1 protein-coding gene is annotated in these 25,975 nt (G+C 54.6%); it reads left to right on the plus strand.

Annotated features, from left to right (window positions below; translation table 11 throughout):
• Positions 1–5: 5 nt before the first annotated feature.
• Entirely contained in the window at positions 6–25,973 is a 25,968-nt protein-coding gene (locus MHN28_RS19950) for a tandem-95 repeat protein (protein WP_239344331.1), read from the plus strand.
• Positions 25,974–25,975: the final 2 nt, after the last annotated feature.

Raw genomic sequence — 25,975 nt, forward strand, 5'->3', positions numbered from 1 at the left:
GTTGCATGAGTATCTCCAAGGAGCTTTTCCTGTCGATATTGGCAATGGACGCATACAATCGTGGCTACGGCGCTGGGGTGTACAAAGAAGACAATGACGATGAGGACGGGCTCGGCAGTGGTGTGGTTGGATATGCAAATGTTGGTCAGTTCATTCCGTACAGCGACACTGAAAGGCGCGAGGATGGGTTTGCCGCAGTTTCATATACAATTGCCTACGGGGTAGATAGTCCGTTTAACGACAGTAATGCAGATAACCCCACCAAAATACTGTCTTTTCGCGGTACGGACAACAAATTTGGTTCCGATACTAGCGGCAGCGACATTTACAACGGTTGGATCATCGGAGCCGGCGGTGAAGGGTCCGAAGACAGTCTGATACGGGCAGGATCGCAAGCGTACCATGCAAAAAAGTTCTTCGAGGCTACTACCGAAAGGCGTCTAAACTACCCTGCGGAAGATCATGAAAATTCAAGAATAGTACTAACTGGTCATTCGCTGGGCGGTGGGCTTGCTGGCCTGGTTGCTTTGAACAGTGGCTCCGAAGCGGTAATATTCGACCATATGCCATTTGGGGTAGCTTCAGCCGCGCTACTCGCCGAACTGGCGCAATCGTTGTCCGAAGCTGCGGGGTTTCCGAACCGTCTGGATGACGGCTTGACACAGTCGGTATTGAGTGCGCTTGGATTGGTCAATCCAAACTACAAGAACATTAGTGCGTATCACGTAAAAGACGAAATTAATACTTACCTCAGGAACGGGCAGGCAGCGGAGTACACCGGAAAGGCACTTGCATTTCTCGCGGGGAAGGTGCCCATCCTGCAGGGTGCAGGCGTTGATGATGCTCTTGCTTGGCTGGGAAAAGCCATTGCCAGCGGTCAAGTGTCTTCGGAAGAGAACATTCCGAGCAAAACAGAACTAGATACATTCAATTGGTCTCCGCCCATTCCAAAAACCAATCCGGGTCAGCGACATGGCCAGGCCTTACTGACGACCTTACTGTTTGCAGAGGAACTGGCCAAAACCGGCGGCGAGGAACAAATTGCCTGGCGTGAAGTTTCAAACGAACTTCTTTCAGCGCTATTCCGGGAAGATATAGGTCTTGCATCTGGGTTCACAGAAGCAGGAGAATTAGGCACCAGTACAGCAGCTGGAAAAATGCGGACGGCTATAGCCTATTCTACTTTGGATACTGCCGGGCGGTTAGTGTTCGGTGATACCGGTATTCGGGCCATGTTTGATGATGCCAATGAGCTGGGGCAGTTGGTTAAAGGCGGAAGGATAGCTAAATCGCTTGTGCCGGGTCTTGCGGAGATCGCTGTTCAGTTCGCGGGGGCGATGGCCCGGCAGGAAGTAGACCACAAGCGAGCTGCCGACCAACGCCCAGAAGAAGGTGTGTTTTCGTTTTTTGAAGATTTTGAGAAACAGCGGTACGGCTATGAGAATCCCGAAACGGCAGATTTTCTTCTTTTGGATCTTAGTGAAGAGCTGTGGACAATCGACCACAGAGAACACGAAGGTGCCGCAGAACTGAATTTTGATCGAAGCGAGATCGTAGGTGTCAGACGCCTAATTCAGGATTACTACCAAGAGAACCCCAGTCTCCTGCGGAAAGCTCTTAACTTCATTGGGTTCTCAGGGAACGAAACTGTCGGAGAGCTAGATTCCGACGACGTAAAAGAAATCCTTGAAAAGGCTTATGGTCCCGCAGAGGAGTCAGACAACGAAAAGGATCTGGTGGCTGCATTTGCAGACACTGTATTTTTTAAGTTGAGCGATGTTCCGCTGGACAAAGCGGATCTCGGCAGTTTTCGATTAGAAGATTTGACCAATATAGAACATGTGGCTGCATACTTTGATGCGAATACGAAAGATGAGATCAGAGCGGATGCTCGGTCAAACATCATCGTTGCAAACACAACTTCGATGATCGATCCGGGTCTCGGGGCGGATGTCGTTTTTACCACAGGTGTTGATCAAGAGATTTTTGATACGATCGGCGACAACCCGGACTTTACTTTGCCTTCCGGACAAGAACTGCCCGAAAATTTTAATAACGATACATATGTAGGTACATGGAACAAGGGTGGTTGGCTCGAGAGATTTCTTAACTGGTGGGAAGAGGACGAAGAGAATAACACCGTAGTTTATTCTGCACTAGAAGACTCGCGCGATGAGGGTTCTCTGGGCGATGATGGCTTCGAGCTGCTTCGTTTGGAGACAGCTAGTTTGAATGCGAACAACGATGTTACCACGGTCGAGATCGATATCCGAGACGTCAATACCAACCGGCTTAGCCGGGATACACTTATCAATATCGAACGCGTTCAGCTTTCACGGCGTGGCGACGAGTTTCGCGTACAGGACTCTGCACTTGCTGCACCTATTTACATTGATTTTAACGGGTTTGCGGCAGGGGAAGTTAGTGATTCTGACTATGATGAAGTTTCATTTGCAGATCTAAGCTTTGGTATTGACCTCGTAAATGGCGCTATGCGTGAAGCAGACGCGAGCACGGATAGCGATCGACCCAGTAATTTAGCCTCTGTTCTCACGGTGATTTTCGCGCCTACAGAATTGCCATTGCTGCTGACAGGATTCCAGCCATTCGGCGGTAAGTCACCATTGAAACTAGCCGGTTTTGAGACTGTTGAGGGGACTGATTTTGCCGACAATCTGATCTTTGGCGAAATCGGGGCTCTCGCAAAGGCGTTTGGTGGGTGGCATGAAAATGACAATCCTCTCCAATTTGGTGAGATTGATGGCGGAAAAGGCGACGACAATATCGTCGTATATAATCCTTCGATTATTCGCGCAGGCGAACAAGTCCCCGATACTTCGTTGGCAAGCCCTGATGAGGGTGCGGTTGCCAAAACGGACCTGCGCCTCACTATCTCCGGTGGAGAAGGCGACGACTGGCTTTTTGTCTCCAGGGGCGAAGGTGCAATAATTGAAGGTGGCAATGGTCGAGATTGGATTTTTAACACGTCATTTGGCGGCGAAATCTACGGTGATACTCAAGATGGGCGGAGCGTTGACGGAACGGATTTAGAGGGGTCAGAGAACAGCGACAATATCTGGTTCTGGCCCAATACGACCATGAGGGATCCGGCCCCCAATGATGTTTTGAAGTTCTTTGGTATCCCACTCGTGGGGGGCACCAATGACTTGCCTCTGTACTTCGGGCCTGGGGTGATGCTTGACGCTGTGACCGGCGTCAGTGGATTGGCTACATTCCAAAGCTCGGTCTATTTTGATTACTTCTTACCGTTCATAAATTATCAGTTGACCAGGGACGAAGACGGTAAGAGTACTCTCTATGTAATAAATATGTTTAGCGGCTTGGCTGATGAACTCACCGGAGCTCAGTCAGCTCATGAACTTGCGGACGGCACCCCACTGTACGGCGCCATGAAGTTTGAGAACTACCAGGATCGGGCGACATTCTGGAGTGCTGGTTTCCGCCAGGGTGCAGAAGAGGATTTCCAGAACGCCAACAGCCTGTTTGATCTCGTTTTTGCGGGGGAGGGATTTAACCCAGACGCCGCTGGTGATCTTGGCATGTTGTTTAAGAATGCCAATCCTTACCTGTCGATAATGTCGTTGATCCCAGGTTTCCCGGGGGGCATTAACCGCTTCCTGCCAATGATCGACAAGCTGCTTACGATTGCCGGGGCACTAAATCTCTTCGTCAAGGCGGCGCGATGGGTTGATGGAGAAGATCCGCTGATCCTTGATCTGGATGGCGACGGCATCGAAACCCTTTCCCGCGATGAATCCGGCGTCTTCTTCGACACGGATGGCGACTTCTTCGCAGAGCAAGTCGGGTGGGTCGCACCAGATGACGGTTTCCTTGTTCTGGACCTGAACGGCAACGGCCAGATCGATGACATATCAGAAATGTTCGGCGGTGTTGGCGTCTCCGGCTTTGAAGAACTGGCGCAGCATGACGAAAACGATGACGGCGTAATTGACGCTAGTGACAGCATCTACTCCGAGCTAAAGGTCTGGCAGGATCTGAACCAAGACGCACAGACCACCGCAGATGAATTGTCGAGCCTTGAAGATCTTGGCATCGAGTCCATCTCGCTGGCAACGATCGAGCTTGGCATCACGACACCGCAGAACAACGAACTCTTGCGGGAAGGTAGTTTCACGCGTGCGGATGGCAGCACCGGGAACCTGTTTGATGCGGTTTTGGCCGCTGATCAGGTGAACACCATCTTCCGTGGGGAAAGCGGAACTGCTTCCTGGATTCAAGGCAACGCAATTTCGTCGAGAGGCTTCGGTCAAGTCGTCAATTTCGACATCGTCATGTCGAATGACTTCCGTGTTGGCGAACTGGCGTTGCAGGCCAGCAGCGCAATGACCACGCCGCACCTGAATGCGTTGGTGGCCGCAGCCGGAGACACGCTCAGTCAGTGGGCTCTGACGCAACCTTTGACCCGCGAACTCGCGCCTGTTCTTCTTGACGACGGCGGTGCGCTTGTTGATCGGGCGATCTGGGTTGAAGACGCTGACGGCGGATTTTGGCAGTTGGCCAGCGGAACTGCAGTTCTGACGCCAGAAGGGGCCGCGATTGATCGTCCGAAATTGTCGGACATTATGGCTCAATCCGTAGCGTCAGGAACGCATTGGCAGCTTGAGCAGATGTTCTCGCCTTCGGATCGTTCTGAGCCTCTCACCTACCGCGAAGAAACTGCTTATTTGGTGGAAGTCGTCGAAGGGCGTGCTGTCATTCTGGATTACGCCGTCAGAGACGGTGATGCCTGGGCATTGGCAAGCGGCGCTGATGTGACCGCTGCGGACGGCTCCATCATTGCGGAACCAGGTATCGGCGACATCGCGGCAACGTCTCCCGGCTCTGGCCGTGAATGGCGCGTGGAAGAGTTTGGGCATCAACCGTTAGCCGATTTGCCGGTTCCGACCATTGCGATAAATTTCATCGACGGGAAAGCCGTCGACTACACCGTTTTGGTGTCTGACGAAGATGGTAGTTTCTATGTCTGGGCGCGCAATCTGGACCGGGCACTTGAACTGCAGTCGAAATACGGAACTGCTCAGGACTTCAACCTGCGCAATTACGAGATCGATTTTGACACGCTCGACGAAGTGGGCTCGGATGACGACAGTCAGTTCCGCGTTGAACTGCTAACGCCCGCACAATTCCATTTGGCAATGCTTCTGGCTGGGCTGGAATTCCAGCCGGAGATGCTGACCGCTTCCATTGATGAACCTACAGGTGTATTGAGCTACACCGTCAGCCCGGAATTCGACACAGGTGTTGCGGTTCCGGACGGCTATGTGTCTGGCATCGAAATGATGCTGGATCTGTTGGGGCCGGTCGCAGATCAATATGTTTCGTTCAGCCGCGCCTTTGCGGTGCGCATGGCGTTCCAGGGCGGCCTGTCGGAATTTGCACAAGGTATCGAATACCAGCCTGATATTGACCGGTATACGGCAACAACCGACTATGAGTTGCAGCCCGTATTTGAAGCCATATTCCAAAGTACCCCAAGCGGGTATGACGCGGCACGAGATTACCTGAGCGACTGGAACGAGATTCTGCTGCAGGTCTATCCGGACTATCTGCCATCTGGTGAGGGCAATGTGGCCGGGAGTTCCATAAGCGTGGATCAGGCCTTCATCATGCAAATGATGCTGCCGGCGTTTGAGGCGATTCCGACTGATCTGGATTTGCGCAGCGTGATGTATGCGCTGTCGCTGAACGAAAACCGCCTGCGCGATCACGATGGTGATGCCACAGAGGTTCTGGGCACAACCGGTGTTGATTACTTCCACATGACGGAAGGGGATCAGACCTACAAAGGCGGTCAGGGCGCGGACTTCTATTTCCTTGGTCAGAATTCCGGGTCGGATGTCATTGATGACGTCGATACCGGTCAGCAGGACAGCCTGCGTCTGGCAGGAGTGTTGTCCTCGGACGTGACCGCGGTGCGCGACGGCGAGGATCTGATCCTGACCATCGCCGGGCGCGATGACGTTATCCGGATCAAGGATCAGTTCCTTGGTGAGCTAAACCCACTTTTGACCAATGGATCTCGTCTGGATTCGGGTGTGGACACGATTGCCTTTGGCGATGGGGTGCTCTGGAACCGTTTCCAGATGGCCATTGAGGTCAGCAATCCGCAGGACAGCAATGATATTGTCGTTGGGTCTGGCTCGGGTGATGTGCTGCGTGGCGGTAAAGGAAATGATGTCCTGCGTGGCGGCGCGGGCGGCGATTATTACTTCTACAACATTGGCGATGGTCAGGACGTTATTGGCGAAGAACTGGACGGTGTTTCTGCGCTGTCCCAGGCTGGATTTGGGCCGATCCAGGCAGGCCTGGACTTCCTGTTCTTCGGAGAAGGCATCACGTCAGACTCTCTGCGGTTGCAAAGAGACGGAGATTCAGATGATCTGCAAATTTATCTGCTCGACGCCGATGGTGCAGAGACAGGCGATAGCCTCTTTGTTGAGGATCAATTCAACGGCGTTGCCCTGAACCTCGGCGCGATCGGCGCTGCTGCAGGCTTCGACGAAGAGTATATCTCTCCGTATCTGATCGAACGGTTTGTTTTTGACAATGGCGAAACCTTGGACTTCGAACAGATCGCTGCACGGGTCATTGATGAGGCTGGAACGTCCGGCGATGACGCGATCTACGGTCTGGTCAATGACAACACGCTTGATGGTCGGGGTGGCGATGACTACCTGACCGGCCTGGAAGGGTCCGACACCTATGTGTTTGGCCGGGGGTACGGCCATGATGTCGTTGAAGACAATGACCTAAGCATCAAGTTCTTTGGCGAGCCAACAGATCGCCTGCAGTTCAAGGACGATCTGCGTTGGAGCGACTTCGATTTCGAACGCGACGGTAGCAGCGATACGCTGACTTTCCGGATTTCAGGCACGCAGGACAGGATAACGCTGACCGACTTCCTTAAAGCTGGACCTCCTTTTACCGGGCTCATCAACAAGATCGAAGAGATCGAATATGGGGATGGGACGATCTGGTCCTGGACCAAGCTTCTGCAACACTATGTCGATATCGCCAAAACCGACGGTGACGATGTCATCTATGGGTTCAGCGTCTCGGATCGCATTGATGGTGGGGCTGGCAATGACACCCTGATCGGGCAGGGTGGCAACGACACCTATGTGTTCGAGCGGGGATATGGTGAAGACACCATTGTTTCGGAGGGCGGCTTTGATCAGGTTGAGTTCAATGGCGTGAATGTCGCCGATGTGACGTTCAGTCGAACTGATCTGGACCTGATTATTACTATCAACGACACAGGTGATCGTCTGATCCTGCGCGATCAATATGTGCGCGACGATAAGCAGGTTCACGCGGTGGAGGAACTCCATTTCGATGATCGCATCATGGTGTTCACTGACGTGAACGCGGAAGACATCGATCTGGTTGGCACCTCCGCTAATGAAACCATCACCGGGTCAAACCTGACGGAAACCCTGGACGGCCGAGGCGGTGACGACATCCTCATTGGCCGCGACGGCGGGGATACTTACAAGTTCGATGCGGGTTATGGCCAGGATGTTATTGTCGATGCGCAGGAGCGTGCCGCATGGCAGGATCGGCGGTTCGTGCCGAACATAACACCTGACACGGTAGAGTTTGGTGGGGACATCACGCGAGACAATGTGATCTTTACCAAAGATGGGGACGATCTGGTTGTCTCCATCGAAAACCGCTCGGATACTTTGCGTATTCGCGACCAGTTTGCATCGCTGACCACGGGCGTCGAGCTGTTCAAGTTCTATGATCAGAGTGTCATATCAATCTCTGATGTCGAAGAGCTGCTCCAGATTGCAGGCGGAAACCGGGGTGACAATGTCATCGAGGGGCTGCCCGATCAGGTCAATGAACTGGATGGCCGGCAGGGTGACGATATTTTGCGCGGTGGTGATCTGGGGGATCTCTATGCGTTTGGTGCGGGATACGATCTTGACCAGATTGAAGAGCGACAGGACGAAGCGGGCGTCATTGACCGCGTCATCTTTGGCGAGACAGTGCGTGCAGACAGTCTGGTTGTCCGGAGGAACGGGAACGATCTGCTCATCAATCTGGGGAATGGTGAAGACGTCCTGACCATAGTTGGTGGTTTGGCAGGCACAACGATTGAAGAGTTCCTGTTTGCAGATGGTTCCACCCTGACGACCGATGATTTCAGGGACCGGCTTCTCGAAGGGGATTCCGGCGACAATCAGCTGATCGGATTTGACGGCCGCGCGGATATCCTGGCGGGGGAAGGTGGTTCCGATGCGCTGGAAGGCGGTACGGGTGACGACATCTATCGCTTCGGCTACGGCGATGGTGCGGATTCCGCGCGTGACACCGATGGAGACGACCGTATTGAATTTGGCGTTGGCATCGCTCAAAGCGACGTATCGTTCGCTCAGGTTGGCGAAGATTTCCTGATCACGTTGGACCGGACCGGTGAAACTCTGGTCATCCTGAAAGGCGCGTCGTCCGACAGCTCAGACTGGATTGAGTCCTTTGTCTTTGCAGATGGCAGTGAGCTGACGCTTCAGGCCGCGCGGACACTTGCGTTGCAGGCACGTCAGAACAGCGGCATGGATAATATCGATGCGCGTGAGTTGCCAGGCGATGTTGCGATCACGCCTGGCACCGGATTTGACAGCGTGATTATGGACGCGGATACACAGCTGATTTTCCGCCCGGGCGACGGCATTGATCGCGTGGTCCTGCCGGACAGCGCCGGGGATGCGGTCATTGCGCTGGATGATCTGACCGTGGCCGATGTCGAGGTGCGCGTGACCCGCATTGACGGGGATGATCTGACGCTGTCCTTCCCGGAAACCGGCGATCAGATCGTTCTGGTGGGCGCCCGTACGGCGACCATCTTGCCGACCATAGCGTTTGCCGATGGCACAAATTGGGATAAGTCCGACTTGTTGCGCGCCGTCGTCGAGCAACAGCAAAGCGATGGCGATGACGTTTTATTCGGTACGGACCAGCAGGATCATGTCGATGGCGGGCGTGGGGATGACGATATCCGCGGAGGAAATAGCGACGATACATACGTCTTCCGTCGGGGTGATGGTCGCGATGTCGTCTCGGATACTGGTGGAACGGATACAATTTCCCTGCTGGGATACGCCCCCGAGGAAGTCTCAGTATCCCGACCCGTTGCCAACCGGAATGAACTGGTTGTTCGTTTCGATGGGACGTCCGACGAAATTCTGCTCCGTTACGACGAAGCAATGAATGGGATAGACAAGCTCGAGTTCAGCAATGGAACAATCTGGACCCGTGACCAGATGTTCGCGTCGACCTTGAACCAAGGAACCAGCTTTGACGACACTATCGTCGGTACCGGCAACAACGATACCATTGTCGGGAACGAGGGGTATGACCACCTGGATGGCGGTGCCGGCCATGATCGCTTTGTCTTCCGCAAAGGTGATGGTCGCGATGAGATCGAAGAATCCGGATCACGCTATGAAACCAACAGGCTAGTTTTACCTGATCATCATGTATCGGACATCTCTGTCATTCAAGTCGAGAACTCTTCTTATGACGTTCTGCTACGCTTGGGTGATGGCGATGAAGTCCTATTGATTGATGCGCTGTATGAATACAGTGCGCGCGTAACTCAGGTCGAATTTGCGGACGGGACAGTCTGGAGTCAGAACACTCTGATTGCCGCGATGGAACGCGCCACTGTGCCGAACGCCCCGAAGATTATTCAGGGTACGTCCGGCAATGACACGTTGACCGGCACAAGCGCCTCAGAGATTTACAAGGGGATCGATGGGTCCGACACATACGTGTTTGCCCGTGGTGGTGGCCATGATCGCATCGAGGGCAACCACGACTTCGATATTGTCAGCAAGCTGCGTCTTGAAGGGTTTGTCCTTGCGGACGCGCAATTCGCTGTTTCTGCGGCAAACCCTGACGATTTGGTCATTACTTTTGAGAACAGTGACGACCGGATTGTGGTTGAGAACGGGTTCTACGATCTAAGCAGCAGCGGTGACACATATCCCCGCGTGGTGCGGGATTTCATTTTCGATGATGGCACACTGGACTTGGCGGAAATCGCATCCGCCATCCTTGAGGCGAATATAACAGATGGCAACGACGTAATTTACAGCAATCCGGTGCGCGCCAGAATTGAAGGCGGGGCAGGCGACGATGTTATCGTTTTGGGGGCATACAATGCCGATGTCGTCGTTTTCAATCAGGGCGATGGGCAGGACGTCATTCTGAGTGGTCCAATCCGTTGGACAAACACGCTGGAAATCAATGGTTATACGCCTGATCAGGTTACTCTTGCGCGGCACCCCGTCGACGAAGACGGCTACATTGTAACCTTCGAAGGCACTGAAGACAGGATTGAAGTACGCGGTCGTGATCAGGACAGTGATCCTGCAATCAATAGAATTCAATTTGAAGGAGGAACCGTTTGGTATTCCTCGCAAATCAACTCGAGAATTCAACCTCGTCCGAAGCCAGGGCCAACCGAAGGCAATGATCGCATCAGTGGTACCAACGACACCGACACAATCGAAGGACTTGGTGGTGACGACCTTCTGTTGCCGGGGGCTGGCCTTGATACCATCGTCTATTCGCGCGGAGATGGGGTCGATACAATTGGGTTCGACTTTCAGGGATATCGTCTGAAGCTGAACGATTTGAACCCCGACGATATCGTGCTGGTGCGTTCGTTGTTGCCGCTTGGACGCGATGACCGGTACTGGGAAGGTGAACTGCGCGTTGTCGGCAGCACTGACCGCATCTGGTTGGGCGAAGCTGAGATTGAACTGAAAGAAATCGAATTTGCCGATGGCACGATTTGGGGCGCCGCCGAAATTGCTGCGGCGTGGATGAGTTATGAGCCGCCCGAAGGCACAACAGTCAATATTAGCGTAAGCCCATTTGCAAACGAGGTAAGTTCAACGTCTGCTGACGAGTTCTTCGTGCAAGGATCTGCAGAAGATCACTATGTTGAAACAACGTTTAACTATGCCCTCGGTGATGGGCATGACACGATTTCCAGCATTGCCTTCTTCTCTGAGAAAGATGCACAAGTCAATTTCGTTGATATTGCTTCAAACCAGATTGAAGCATGGTTGCTTCCGTTCCAGCGCGACCGATACGATGATGGACGTGATCTTGTTCTGACTTTTGGTTCGGCTGAAGGAAGCCTTCGGATCGTTGCGGCTGGAAACGAACGCGGCGGCACAAATTTCGGTTCGTACACATTCTCGGACGGCGTAACCCTGTCTCTTAACGATTTGCTTTCTATGGCACAAAATGCCGAGCAAGAGAGCCAGCGCAACTTTGAACAGAGCTTCAACTTTGAACGCGGCGTGCAAAGCGGTTCTTACGCCTTGTTCAAGAACATCGAAGAAGGCGGTCGCCCACCTAGCCCTCGTTTTGCCGAACCAGATCCGGAAGATCTTCCCGACCTTCCGGTCGTTGATTTGGGTATACCGTCAAGCGAGTATTTTGACAGCCCTTCCAGGTATGTCGACTTCGAAGCGGGCGACTTGTATTTTGTTGCAGAAGGTTCTGAGGCAGATGGTACACAGACCGTTCGTAAACTTATTGCAAGCGAACCTGATCTGGACGGTTTCTTTATAACGACCACAACCGGCTATACTCGCTACTTCTCTCTTACAGATGCTCTTTTTGATGCTTTTGAAGATGCCGAGAGTATCACTCAAGCAGAATTCGATCGTTTGAATGAAACTTACGCTGTCAATGAGACGACGCTGAAAGTCTTTGAAGATCCTCTTGACATGACGCTGGCTGAGTTCAACAGCCGAGAGCATAGTTACGAATATACTGGCACAAAATTGTATCTGAACATAGGCGGAACGTTACCTGACAACTCGGACTCACAGCGCATTCTGGTTGGTTTCGAGCCAAGCCTGAGTGATATCCAGCTTGAATTCCAGGGCGGTGAAGCTGCCACGATCCCTCTGTCAGTTGCATTGAATACCGCTCTGGACAATGGTGATCTTTACCCGGGCGAGTATGATCGCCTCGCCAAACTTTACTTGCCGGCAAGCCCAGACAACATCAGCCTCACACTCGTGGATGTACTCGAAAGCGAGCTGTCGATCCAAACCCGGGGCGATATGGTCATCCTTATGATTGAAGGGCGCGAGGCGTCGGGATCAGACTCTGGAGAGATATTCCTTGGGGCTGTGTCCAATCTGGCTCGGGTCGAAGTTGTTTTGGACGGCGGCACAACACTGACCGGTGCTGACCTCATTGAAATGATTCCGACCCCGGTTGTAACCGATGGAAATGATCTGATTGATTTGGCAGGTCAGGAAGGGCCTCTCACAATCGATGCAGGCAAGGGCGACGATATCATTAACGCCAGCGATGTTGGCGGAAATGGCGGCCCAATTGGAGGGCCAATTGGTGGTCCGATCGGCGGGCCTGATACGAATGTTGAAGAAGTAACAATCGTTTACGAACGCGGCGATGGAAACGACTTGATCCGCATCAGCAACAGCAACTCTGGGTCGGCAACCGGAATTCTGGACTTACGCGGGATTGCGCCTGAGGATGTCGAGATAATCTCTCATGGCAGAGACTTGTTGATAAGAATCGCAGAGAGCACACCCGGAGCTGGTGACGGCGGGGTTCTTCGGTTTATCCATGGGTACGAGCAGGAAAGCGAAGGCTTTAGAGGCGGCAGCTTAGAAGACCGGCCCGTTCTGAAAGAAGTGCTCTTTGACAATGGCGTGATCTGGGATCATCCGTTGATCGAACAGAAATCCGCGCCCAAGCTTGGCACCGATGGCGACGATTTCGTTGAAGTCAGATACAATGACGACGTCACTCACTTTGAAATGGGCAAAGGGGATGATGCCGTCGTCGTATACCGCGCAGGTTCGACGTTCACATATTCAAACGGAGATGGTCACGACACGTATGTGATCTCTAGCATCATTGCGGCCGAGCAAATCCTGTTGAAAGGCCTGCAACCGTCTGACCTTACCTATGAGCGAAATTTTCAGGATCTGATCATTCGCATTGTCGAAGATGGCGCGCGCAATATCGAAGCGGGCAGCATCACGTTGCGAGATGCCTTCCTGACGGATGATGACAACCAAACACTGGTGCCACTGCTTAGGTTTGACGGTGGAGACACCATTCAGCTGGCAGACGAAATCACCGCTTTGACCGCGGGCGCAGGCACGGCAGGGGATGACAACCTGCAGGGCAGTACGTTTGCCGACACGCTTACGGGCGGTTCGGGCAACGACATTTTGACGGGCCGCGGGGGATCGGACCGCTATGTCTATGCCCGGGGAGACGGCGATGACGAAATCCTAGAGGCCGAGGACGGCGGTACCGACGAACTTGTGCTGAGCGACATCAATCAGGACAGCCTCAGTTTCGAGGTCACGCCGGAGGGCCTTGTACTTCGCATCGCAGAAAGCACCCCGGGTGCTGCGGATGGCGGGTCAATTCTGGTCCATGGAATGTTCTCGGGCGGCACTGGCGATTATGCCAACGGGACGTTTGGCGTGGGAATTGAACGGATCGTTTTCGCCGACAACTCTGTCCTGACCCTCGGGCAGATCACGAGTCAGCTGTTGGAAGATCAGGCGACCGCTTTTGATGATCTGCTGATCGGCGGCCACGGTGCTGACATCATCGAAGGTGGTCGGGGCGATGATCTCCTGCGGGGTGCTGCAAGTAGCGACACCTATATCTACAACCGCGGAGATGGGTTTGACCGGATTGCGGATTCTGCTGGCAGTACGGATGTTTTGGAACTTCGGGGCATTGATCCAGCCGACGTACATGTGCGCCGTGGTGTCAGTGGTGATATAGATGTTATCATTGCTGAAAGTTCGGTCGGAGCTGGCGATAACGGGCAGGTTACGATCCTCTGGAATACATATGGCTGGGGCATTGACCTGATCCGTTTTGACGACGGAACCGAATGGGACCGTGCCGAAATCACCTCTCAGGTTGCTGTCTCTAAGCCAACCTCCGGGAATGATGTGATCACCGGTTCTGATGCCGATGACACATTGTTTGGACTTGGCGGAGCGGACCTGCTGTCAGGTGGAGGTGGGGACGATACCTATCTCTATTCCAGAGGTGACGGCGCTGACGTCATTGTCGACTACGAATCTGGTCTGAACCGCCTGGAAATCTCGGGCTATAGCCGTGACGAAATAGAATTCGATCGCGTAGGTGCCGAGGGGGACGATCTGATTATCCGGCTTCCACAGGGTGACGATCAGATTACGATCCGTGATGGGCTGAGCAGTGTTAACAATCCGATTGACGAAATCGTTCTTGTCGATTCCGGCGAAGTTCTGACCATTGACGCAGTCAAAGCGATATTGGTTGCAGATCAATCCACGGAAGGGAGTGATTACATCGTCGGAACCAGCGGTGCCGACACCCTGACAGGTGGAGCCGGTGTCGACCTGATCGACGGCAGGGGCGGCAGTGATACCTACATCTTCCGCGCAGGCGACGGGGATGATCGAATCGCGGACACCGGATCCGGTAACGATCTGCTGAGACTGCCGGACCACGCACCAGGGGATCTGTCCTATGCTCTCCGAGCTGGGGCCGACAGTTTGGACCTTGTCTTACTGTTCAAAGATAGCAGGGACCGGGTCATCCTGGAAAACGCGCTGGCATCCCATGGTGATGGTGTCGAACGGATCGAGTTTTCGGACGGTACGATCTGGACACGCGACGATATGCGCGCGCAGGCAATCCGTTTCGCCCAGACCAATTCCTCAGAACCTGTGGAAGGGTTTGACGGGGATGACACATTTGACGGAAGCCCGGGCGATGATACTCTGATCGGTGGACTTGGCAGTGACGTCTACATATTCCACCGTGGAGACGGGAAGGATACGATCGTCGAAACGGACAATCCGCAACAAAGCCTCGATCGTATTGAACTGCCTGATTTCATCTCTTCGGAAGCCTCGGTTGCCCGTCTGTTCAAAGGCAGCGACACGGTCGTCCTGACCTTTGCCAGCTCACCAGATGACAGCCTGACGATCACCGATGCGTTGGCTGGTGGTCGCGCTGGTGTAGAACAGATTGTGTTTTCGGATGGGGTTATCTGGGCTCCAGCAATCCTGGAAACGCTTCTGGCCAACAATGCACCCGTTGTTACGGACGACGGGTACTTTACAGCGACAAGCGGTGAGGCATTGTTGCTGGATGCAAACACGCTGCTGCGGAATGATTTTGATGCGGACGGTGATACCTTGACAATCATTGCGGTCGAGGGTGGCGATTCAGGGTTCGCCGAGCTTGATGCTCAGGGCAATGTTATGTTCACCCCGAACGCCGATTTCTACGGTCCGACCCGTTTTTCGTACACCGTTTCCGACGGACGCAACGGGATCACCAAGGGCTATGTCGATCTGCGGGTGCGGCCTGTGGCCGAAGCGAGGAATGATGACGGCTTCGAAGTTGATGAAGACGGCTTCCTGACCATCGATGCGGTGCGCTTGCTGTCAAATGATCTGGACGGCGATCGTATGATCGTCAGTCAGGTGTTTGGAGCTGGCAACGGCAATGTAAGCTTGGCGAGCAACGGTCAGATCACATATACGCCGAACGCTGATTTCAACGGTGTCGACAGCTTTACCTATGTGGCCAACACCCCCGAGGGTGGCCGGGCAGAAGCCATTGTCACGGTCAGTGTAAGACCGGTCAATGACGCGCCGATTGCATATGACAACGACGGGTTTAAAACGGCTGAAGACGTACCTTTTCAGATTCTGGCAGCGAGCCTTGCGTTTAACGATGACGACCCCGATGGCGACCCGCTCACCGTCACATCTGTGACTGGAAATGCCAATCTGGACGTCACTTTGACGGATGATGGCCAGATTCTGGTCACGCCAACAGCATATTACTTTGGCGAGACGTATTTCGAGTACACGGTAGAAGACCCGGACGGGGCGACCGCAACCGCGCGGGCCCTTGTGACGGTTACCCCAGTCAACAACGCCCCGGACGCAGTGGATGACACTTTCCAAACGGTTGAAGACAATCCTCTGATCATTCAGACTCAGGACCTTGTCGCAAATGACATCGATCGGGACAGCGACACCCTAAGTTTCGCCGGCCTGCAAGGTGTTGGCTATGGGGGACAAGTTGAAGTTCTGGACAATGACACCATCCTCTTCACACCATGGGCGAATTTTGCCGGCACGGCTCAATTCACATATCGTGTCAGCGACGGCGAAGGCGCAACGTCCAGCGGCATGTTTTTTGTGGAAGTTGAAGCCGTCAATGACCGACCGGTCACCCGCGCGGACCACTATACAGACTCCGCGTTCGAGACCATTCTCCGCGGGACAGAGGATGTTCCTCTGGAAATTCCAGTCTCAGAGTTGATGAAGAACGACTATGACGTCGAAGGTTTTGCACTGACGTTTGAAAACGTATCTGAGCCGGCCAACGGAACCATCGAGATTACTGATCGGGGTACGGTCATCTTCACTCCGGAAGCGGATTTCTGGGGTGAAGCAACGTTCAACTATCTGATCTCAGACCCAGAAGGCGCGGTCAGTGATGCCACTGTCACGCTGTTCTTCGAAAACGTAGGTGATGCTCCGCCGGTTGCGGGTTCTGATGCAATCACTGTTTACGAAGACGTTCCGATCATCATTCCAGCCGAAGTTCTGCTGGCGAATGACACCGATATCGACCGCGATCCGCTGGAAATAGTCGGATGGCGACCACTCACCCTTTCGGAAAGCATAATACATGGGTCCTTCACGGGTTCGCTGGAACGGCTCGAGAATGGCGATTTCCAGTACACACCCGGTTTGAACGCAACCAGAGAGTCGGGTTTTGTTTACTTTGTGACCGACAACGCCGACGGCACGAGCGAAGGCTTTGTCGACATCAACATCATTCCCGTTAACGATCAGCCGAGTGCTATCGGGGACGATGCCGGTTCTACGCCGCTTGGCGTTCCTCTTGTCGTTCGCATTTCCGAACTGATGGCAAATGACTTTGATGTCGACGACGCGCCTGATATCACTGTGGAGGAGCGCTCTTTCCAGTTTGACGCAATAGGAACCGCAACGGTTGGCAGCGTCGAGCAGCGCGACGAATTCATCGTTCTGCGCGTGCCTGATGGATATTCCGGGCCCGTCGAATTCACCTATACGATCATCGACAACGAAGGCGTTCGCGACACGACAACCGTCACGGCGGTTGTCGAGGATAGTTACGGTCGTATATTGACCGGCACATCCAAGATCGATCTGTTGATCGGTACCGATCTGGACGAAACGATTATTGGGCTTGCTGGTGACGACATCATCGAGGCTCAGGATGGTGCGGATGTCATCCGAGCGGGAGCCGGAGCGGACGACATTCTTGCAGGAGATGGGGATGACCTCATCGACGGTGGCGATGACGCGGACACCATCGACGGTGGCGAAGGCTTTGATACGGTGACATATGCCGGATCCAATGTCGGCGTCCGTGCTGATCTGGCATCGCGCCTGGGGCAGGGTGGTCACGCCGCCGGTGATATTCTGACCAATGTCGAAGGGCTGATTGGATCGGATTGGCACGATACACTGTCAGGTGGCTTGGCAGACAACCGCATTGAAGGTGGACTGGGCAACGACCTGCTGGAAGGTCGCGGGGGATCCGACACGCTTTTGGGTGGTTCCGGAGAGGACACGCTGGTCGGCGGTGAAGGCGGAGACACACTTGAAGGCGGTGAAGGTTCGGATACTGCGGACTATCGTGGCTCAGGCGAAGGTGTAACAGTATCCCTTGTTGACGGTACGGCTACCGGCGGCGATGCCCAAGGCGATACGCTCACAAGTATCGAAAACCTGTTCGGGTCTGATCAAGAAGATGCACTGACCGGGTCTGATACGGAAAACAGACTGTCTGGTGGGCGCGGCAATGACACGTTGCGCGGCCTTGGTGGCGATGACCTTCTGTCGGGTGGTCGTGGTGCGGATCATCTAATCGGTGGCGAAGGTATTGACACCGCGGACTACACGTTGTCCGCCGAAGCTGTGACTGTGGATATGCAGGACGGAAGCGCCGGAGGTGGAGACGCCGAAGGCGATGAGTTCGAAAGCATCGAAATCATCCAGGGGTCGTTCCACGACGATACGATCCGGGGTGATGCCGCCGACAACACGTTGCGTGGCGGGCGCGGTTCTGACGTCCTTGATGGTCGCGATGGGTTTGACACAGCCGATTTCTCGACCGCAGACGAAGGTGTTGGCGTCAACCTGGCAACGGGTCAAGGCACAGAGGGTGAAGCGCTCGGCGATACATACGCCAATATCGAAGCCCTGCGCGGGTCGGTCTGGGACGACACGTTTGTGGGCGGCGCGGGCGACGAACACTTTGACGGCAACTGGGGCGATGATGAAATCGCGGGTGGTGCCGGATCGGACAGCTATGTCTTTGGCTATGACAGCGGCACCGATCTGGTAATCGAAGCTGGCGATGCAGCAGATACGGATCGGGTGGTTCTGGCCGCGGATATCGCACCCAAGGACCTGTCAGTGATCCGAGAAGGTAACGATCTGTTACTGGAACTGGAACGGGACGAAGGCTTCCTGATCGACACGCTGAGGGTACGGGATCACTTCCTCGACGCCGAATCCGGCATCGAAGAGGTGGTTTTTGCAAATGGAACCGTGTGGGATCGCGACCAGATTGACGCGCTTCAACGGACTGGTCGTTTTAATGCCGCGGACGACATCTATCGTCTTGCGATTGAAGATATCGAAGCCATCATTGACCCGACTTTCCTTATTGCAAATGACGTGAGCGAAAGCGCCGATGGTATCGAATTGATTTCGGTTTCCAATGCAGTCAACGGAACGGTCAGCATCACCCCGGAAGGTCAGGTTTCCTTCCTCGGGGACGCAAACTTCAACGGTGACGCGTTCTTTGACTACACGCTCCGTGATCAGTTCGGGCGAGAAAGTACCGCTCGAGTCGAAGTGAACGTTGCCCCGGTAAACGATGCGCCTGAAGGCAAAGATGACGGCGTATTCACTGGAACCGAAGATACCGTTTTGCGCATTTCCTTCGCGGAGCTTTTGGGCAATGACTTTGACGTCGATGGAGACCCGCTGACAATCGTAGAGCTTACGCCAATCTTCGATGAAAATGGGGGTTCAGTTTATGAAACACTGCCGGGTTTCGGTTCTGGTCCGTTCTCGTCGCCTGGCTCAAATGGCATCCTGTACGGCGATGGAACCCATGTGTACTTCCTTCCAAAGAACGACCATTTCGGGTTCGCAGGATTCCGATATGTTGTGGCAGATCCGGATGGAGCAACGTCGACAGCAGATGTCGAGCTTTATATCGAACCCGTGAATGATGCGCCGCGCAGCAGACAGGACAAGTTCACAATCCGTCTTGAGCGCACGCAGGAAATCACCGTGGAAAGTCTGCTGGAAAACGATTTCGATATCGAGGGCGACAATTTCTCATTCGACGGTGTTCATTCCGCTGTCGGCGGCACAATGGCATTTGACGCCGCAAGCCGGACGATTTCGTTTACCCCGGATGCTTTGGGAGCGGCTGGTTTCTCGTATGACCTGATCGATGAGCGCGGTGAGCGTAGTACGATCTTTGTCGAGCTTAATGTCATTCCGCTTAACGATGCGCCCATTGCAAATGACGATGGCCCATTCACCACGCTGGAAGATCAAATCCTGATCATCGATCCCGACGATCTTCTGGCCAATGACACGGACGATACAGATCCGCTGGATGAAATACTGTTCTTGTCCGGACTGGATCGGTTTGCCGAAAACGGCAGGGTCGCTCTGAACGATGACGGAATGATCGTGTTCACGCCGCGTTCGAACTACAATGGCGATGCGGGCTTTGTGTACCAGGTTGCGGACGGAAATGGCGGTTTCGACCTTGCCTACGTGAACGTCACCATTCTGCCCTCCAACGATGGACCAGTCCTGCGGGACGATATTGCGCAAGGCCTGGAAGACTTGCCAATCACAGTCATCCCAGGTGAGGTCTTTGGGAACGATCTGGACCCCGAAGGCGACGTGATCTTCTTCGAAAGCGTATCGGTTTTGGGCGTCATTCAGGAAGACTACACCCAACGCCAACCTGTCGAGATTTCATATGGGTTCGACCTCGATCAGCTCGACAATGGCGTTGTCGCGACAGTTGAGCTGGCCGGGGGCGATCCACTGCCCGATGGCTTAGTATTCGATGCCTCAACGCTGATCCTTAGCGGCACATGGCCGGCAGAGATGACCGAGCCAGTCGACCTGGTTGTTGCGCTGACCAACCCTACGGATGGTAGCCTCTATGACTACACAATCACTGTTGACCCAACCTCGGGTCTGACGGACGGATTGTCCTTGGCACCGCGCATAGCGCTGTTTGACATTAGTGCCGGAACGTTCTCATTGCAGGCCGCTGGCAATCAGCCTGTACCGTCCTGGCTGGACTTTGATGCCGACACACTGCAGTTGACCCGTAGGGGTGACGCGCCTGCGGACGAGACCGATCCGGTCCGATTGCAGCTGCGTTTTGACCCTGAGCCGCAGGTTCTGCCAAACGGCACCTATGTGCATGGTCGCCAAGGGTTTGCGATCGAGATTGTGATCGACCCGCAGTCCGATCTCGACCCAGCGTTGAACGATCTGTTCGGAAACGATGCATTCTTTGCGGGACAGGGCCTGTATGCCTTGCCGTTGGGGGGGCAGGAAACGCTTGAAGCGCAATCCGAAACCGGTGCGCCACTGGCTGACTGGCTTGGCTTCGATCCCGCATCTCTGACATTTGACGGCACCCCGCCGCCTGTGTTTGTCGGCACGCCACCTGTTCGTCTGAATGTCCGTGATGGCGCAGTCGAATACGCAATTCTGACCGAGTTGCCTGTCGATGCCACCTACACGATTGCCGATTCCGCAGGGTTCTCGACCATTGTAAACGGCGACCGGTTCGAGCTGGTGACGCCAGAGGATTTCAATGGACAAATCGTGCTCCGTTACGTGGCAAAGGACGAAAAAGGTGGGGTTTCGGAGGAACCTGCCGAGATTGTTGTCAACGTTCTGCCCATGCCCGAACTGCCGACGGCCGAAAATGACGAACTGGAAGCAACCGAAGATACTGTTCGCCTGTTCGACCTTTTTGTTCTTCTGGCAAATGACTTCGACGAGGACGGCCACGCGATCCGCGTTATTGAGATTGAGCAGCCGCAAAATGGAACCCTGGATATACTGCTGTCGGAACTGACGCTGATTGCCCCAGGTGATCTGGCCTTGGCCGCCGGTGATACGGTATCTGCGACCCTTGTAAACGGCAATCCGCTGCCGTCCTGGCTGTCTCTCGATCCGGATACAGGCACACTGTCCGGTTTCGTTCCGCTTGAGGCGACCGGTGCGTTGGATGTCACGCTTACAGTCACTCGCGCGGACGGAACAATCGAAGATCCGATTTCGGTTCAGACCACTCTTGATGGAAACCTTGGCGTTCAACTCCGCTACACGCCTGATCCAGGCTTCAACGGTCCGGACGGTTTTGCCTATACGGTGACAGACGATCAGCAAGGCACCGACCGCGCGGTTGTTGAGTTGCAGGTGGCGCCGGTCAATGATCCGCCGACGGCAGTCGGCGACATTGTCAGTGTTCTCGAGGACGGCGTTTTGGTCATCGACCCGGCCACGCTTACGGCAAACGATACTGACCCGGACAACGATCCGCTTAGCATTTTGGCAGTTAGTGACGCGGTGAACGGAACCGTGCGGTATGAAAACGGTGTTATCACCTTTACCCCAACGGCGAATTTCGACGGCGCTGCCGGGTTCAACTATGTCGTCAGCGACGGAACGGATGGCACGGATCAGGGATTTGTGCGTGTCAACGTGATCTCTACCAACCAGAGGCCGGACGCTGTGACGGATAGGTATTCGATATTGGAGGACACCCCCCTGACCATCCGTATCGACGACCTATTGGTCAACGACAATGACCCGGATGGCGATCCCTTTACTTTTGTGGGCATTGACAGCACCGTCGATGGCGGCCGCACGTTCGTTCTGCCCGATGGACAGATACAGTTCGTGCCGGATGGCGACTTTAACGGCGAATTGACCTTTACCTACCGCATTTCAGATGGTCGGCTGACAAGCACTGGCAGCGTGGTACTTGATGTCGCCCCGGTGAATGATGCACCACGGTTGATTGCGGACCCGGTTATCAACGGAACCGAGGATGAGCCGCTGATCATCAACATGGCCGACCTGTTGGCCAATGATGCTGACATCGAAGGCGATGCATTCTCTGTCACGCGGGTCTATGACGCTGACAATGGTACGGTTTCGCTTGAAAACGGTGTCGTTACTTTCACGCCACGCGCAGATTACTTTGGCAATGCCGGTTTCCGCTATGTCGTTACTGATGCGCGTGGCGCCGAGAGCGAAGGTTACGCCAACATTACATTGGCGCCGGCGAACGACCTGCCATTTGCCGTCCCCGACGCTCTGTCCACGAACGAAGATACGCCGCTTGAAATCTCGGCTGCGGATCTTCTGGCCAATGACATTGATCCGGATGGCGACACGCTGACGGTTGTATCTGTTTACACCCGTACCACAATTTTCGGTGGGCCAACTTTTGAAACCCCGCTCACTCAGCTTGAGAACGGAAACTGGCTATTCCACCCGCCCAAGGACGACTTTGGACAAAGCGTTATCTTTTATCGTGTCACGGACGGCAATGGCGTACCGGTCGAAGGTTCGGTGAATATTGACTTGTTGCCAACACCCGACGATCCGATCGCGTTCGATGATCGCTTTACCGCAGTTGAGGATCAGCCACTTACCATTCTGGCGTCGGCTCTGCTGGGCAATGACCGGGACCCCGATCTAGACCCGTTGAGTATCACGTCGATCACCCCTGAAAACGGTATCAGTATCGATTACCTGCCAACTGGCGAGATTATCGTCACACCGGCTTCTGATCTCAACGGAACGAAGACCTTTGAATATGTGGTCAGCGACAATACCGGCCGCACAGATACGGCGACGGTGACAATCACATTTACAGCCATAAACGATGCGCCTGTAATAGCGGATGTATCTTTGTCTGGTACCGAAGACACCTTGTTCTCGGCCACACTTGACCCGGCCATTTTCTCGGATGTGGATGGCGATGCGTTGTCCGTTGGTCTGCGCGGTGCCAATGGGACGGAGTTACCGGGTTGGTTGCAGTTCGATCTGACGACCTTGACGATATCGGGCACACCACCGCAGGACTTCAATGGCGACGTTCAACTGGAATTGACGGCCTATGACGGCCAGGTTGAAACCATTGCGCCCGTGACGTTGAACATCACACCGGTGAACGACGCGCCGACAATTGCCGATGTTCAGCTTCAAGCGGTTGAGGACCAGCAACTTGATATCACCTTGAATCCGTCTGATTTTGCGGATGTGGACGGGGATGACCTGACGGTATCGCTACAGTCCAGGAATGGCAGTGCCCTGCCAGCCTGGCTGTCGTTCGACGCAGATGCCCTGCGCCTTACGGGCCAACCACCCGCTGATTTCAATGGCATTGTTGAGCTTGAACTCGTCGCGTCTGATGGTGCCCTCGCGGTTACCCGCGACGTTGATCTGACGATCTCGGCCGTAAATGACGCGCCTCAGATTGACGCGATAGCGTTGTCAGGCGTCGAGGACGAGCCGCTCGACATCGCTCTAGATCCGGCTGCGTTCAGAGATGCGGATGGGGATACGCTTGCGATTTCTTTGCGCGGTGCAGGGGCCACCAGCTTGCCGAGCTGGATCAGTTTCGACCCTGAAAGCCTGGCCATTACAGGAACGCCCCCTGAAAACGTGAATGGCAACGTTGCATTGGAGTTGGTTGCAAACGACGGAAATGTGGAAACAGTTAGGGCTGTCACATTGACGCTGGCTGCGGTCAACGATGCGCCGCAAGCGTTCAATGATCTGATCGATATTGGTACCGATGTCACTGTAACCCTGACAGTCGCGGATTTTCTGGGCAACGACATTGACCCGGACGGTGACGCCCTGTCGCTTGTGTCAATCACAGGCGGGAGCGGTTTCAACGCTGTGATCGCAGACGACGGCACGGTAACGATCACACGTGATCCACGCCTCGGCGGTCAAGTCGTCTTCGACTATGTGGTGACCGATGGGTTGCTGCAAAGCAATGGGCAGCTCATTGTCGCTCTAGAAGTCGCCAACCAGGCGCCTGAGATCGGTGTTATCAATGCCCTTTATAGCGACGAAGATGCTGAGGTTGATCTGACGCTGCCCGCTGACGCGTTCAGCGATCCGGACGGGGACACGTTGTCGTTTGCGCTGGCGAGGGCGGGCGGTACGGCCTTGCCGGACTGGTTGGGATTTGATCCGTCGACAATGCGGCTGACCGGTCTACCACCAGTCAATTTCAACGGCACACTGTCGCTTGAAGTGACGGCCAGCGACGGACAGTATTCGACAACCCGTAGTTTCGATCTTGTCATTGACCCAGTCAACGATCTGCCAACTCTGTCAGTTCCGCTTTCTGATCGATCCGCAGTCGAGGACACTCCGTTCGAAATCCAGCTGCAGCAGGGTATCTATTCAGATCCCGATGGGGACGATCTGAACTTCTCGCTGACACAGACTGACGGCAGTGACCTACCGGAGTGGATCACCTTCGATGCGGAAACCCTGACCCTTTCAGGGCAAGCACCGACGGATGTGTTTGGTGAATTTGGTCTTCGGTTGCTGATCTCTGACGGTTCGTCAACGATTTCGGATGACTTCAATCTGAATATCACCGGAACGCAGGACGCCCCCGTCCTTGTCAATCCTCTACCCGATTATGACACGGATACTTCGGGTGCTCCGCTGCGTACCAACACCCCGTTCTCGATCGTGATCCCGGATGGCGTGTTTTCGGACCCGGATGGCGAGCCTCTGATGTTTGCAGCCAGACTGGCCAGCGGCGAAGCATTGCCGGATTGGATGGTGTTCAACGGATCCAGCCTGTCCGGCCTTGCCCCGAGTTCGGCGGCCGGTTCCATTGACATTGAACTGATCGCAAATGATGGCTCTGACACCGTGTCGGACGCGTTCACGCTGACCTTCGAAAGCTTCAACACGGCGCCTATCGCAAACGACGACGCCTTTAGGCTCGAAGTTCCCAATGCCCTGCGTCTGGATCCCTCGGCCCTACTGCAAAACGATGCGGACCCGGACGGGGACGCGTTGAACATTGTCGCAGTTGGCTCAGCGGATCATGGTCAAGTCAGTTTTGAGGACGGCGTGGTTCAGTACATCGCCGACTTTGAGTATGAGGGGACGGATCAGTTTACCTACACCGTCAGTGACGGTGAAAACACCGCAACAGCTACCGTTTCGGTCACGGTCCAGAACGAGTTCGATGACACTCAGGTCGGTGGTTCCGGGACCGATATCCTGTTCGGCTCCAGAGGGGATGACCTGCTGATTGGCGGTGCTGGCGGCGACGTGCTGCTGGGACGGCGCGGCAACGACCATCTTGATGGCGGGGCGGGGCGCGACCTGCTCTTTGGCGGCCGCGGCGATGATACGCTGATCGGCGGGGCCGGGAACGACACGCTGTTTGGTCAGGGTGGCGATGATGAACTCATCGGCGGCACCGGCAACGACAGCCTGATTGCGGGCCGTGGGCAGGATACATTCCGGTTTGAAACCGGCGATGGTCGTGACACGATCTATGGTTTTCAGGGTTCAGTCGCCCGCCGGGGCGGCTTCATCACCGGAGACAATCTGAAACTGCGTGTGGAAGGAATTGACAGTTTTGACGACCTGATCAACACAGCAACCGAAACCGGGCGTGGTGTGTTGTTTGACCTTGGAAATGGTGACGAGATATTCCTGGCCGGCACAAGATTGGCCGCCCTGGATAGTGATCAGTTCACCTTCTACTAAGC

It is taken from the genome of Ruegeria sp. Ofav3-42, from assembly GCF_022347725.1.
Taxonomy (GTDB): Bacteria; Pseudomonadota; Alphaproteobacteria; order Rhodobacterales; family Rhodobacteraceae; genus Ruegeria.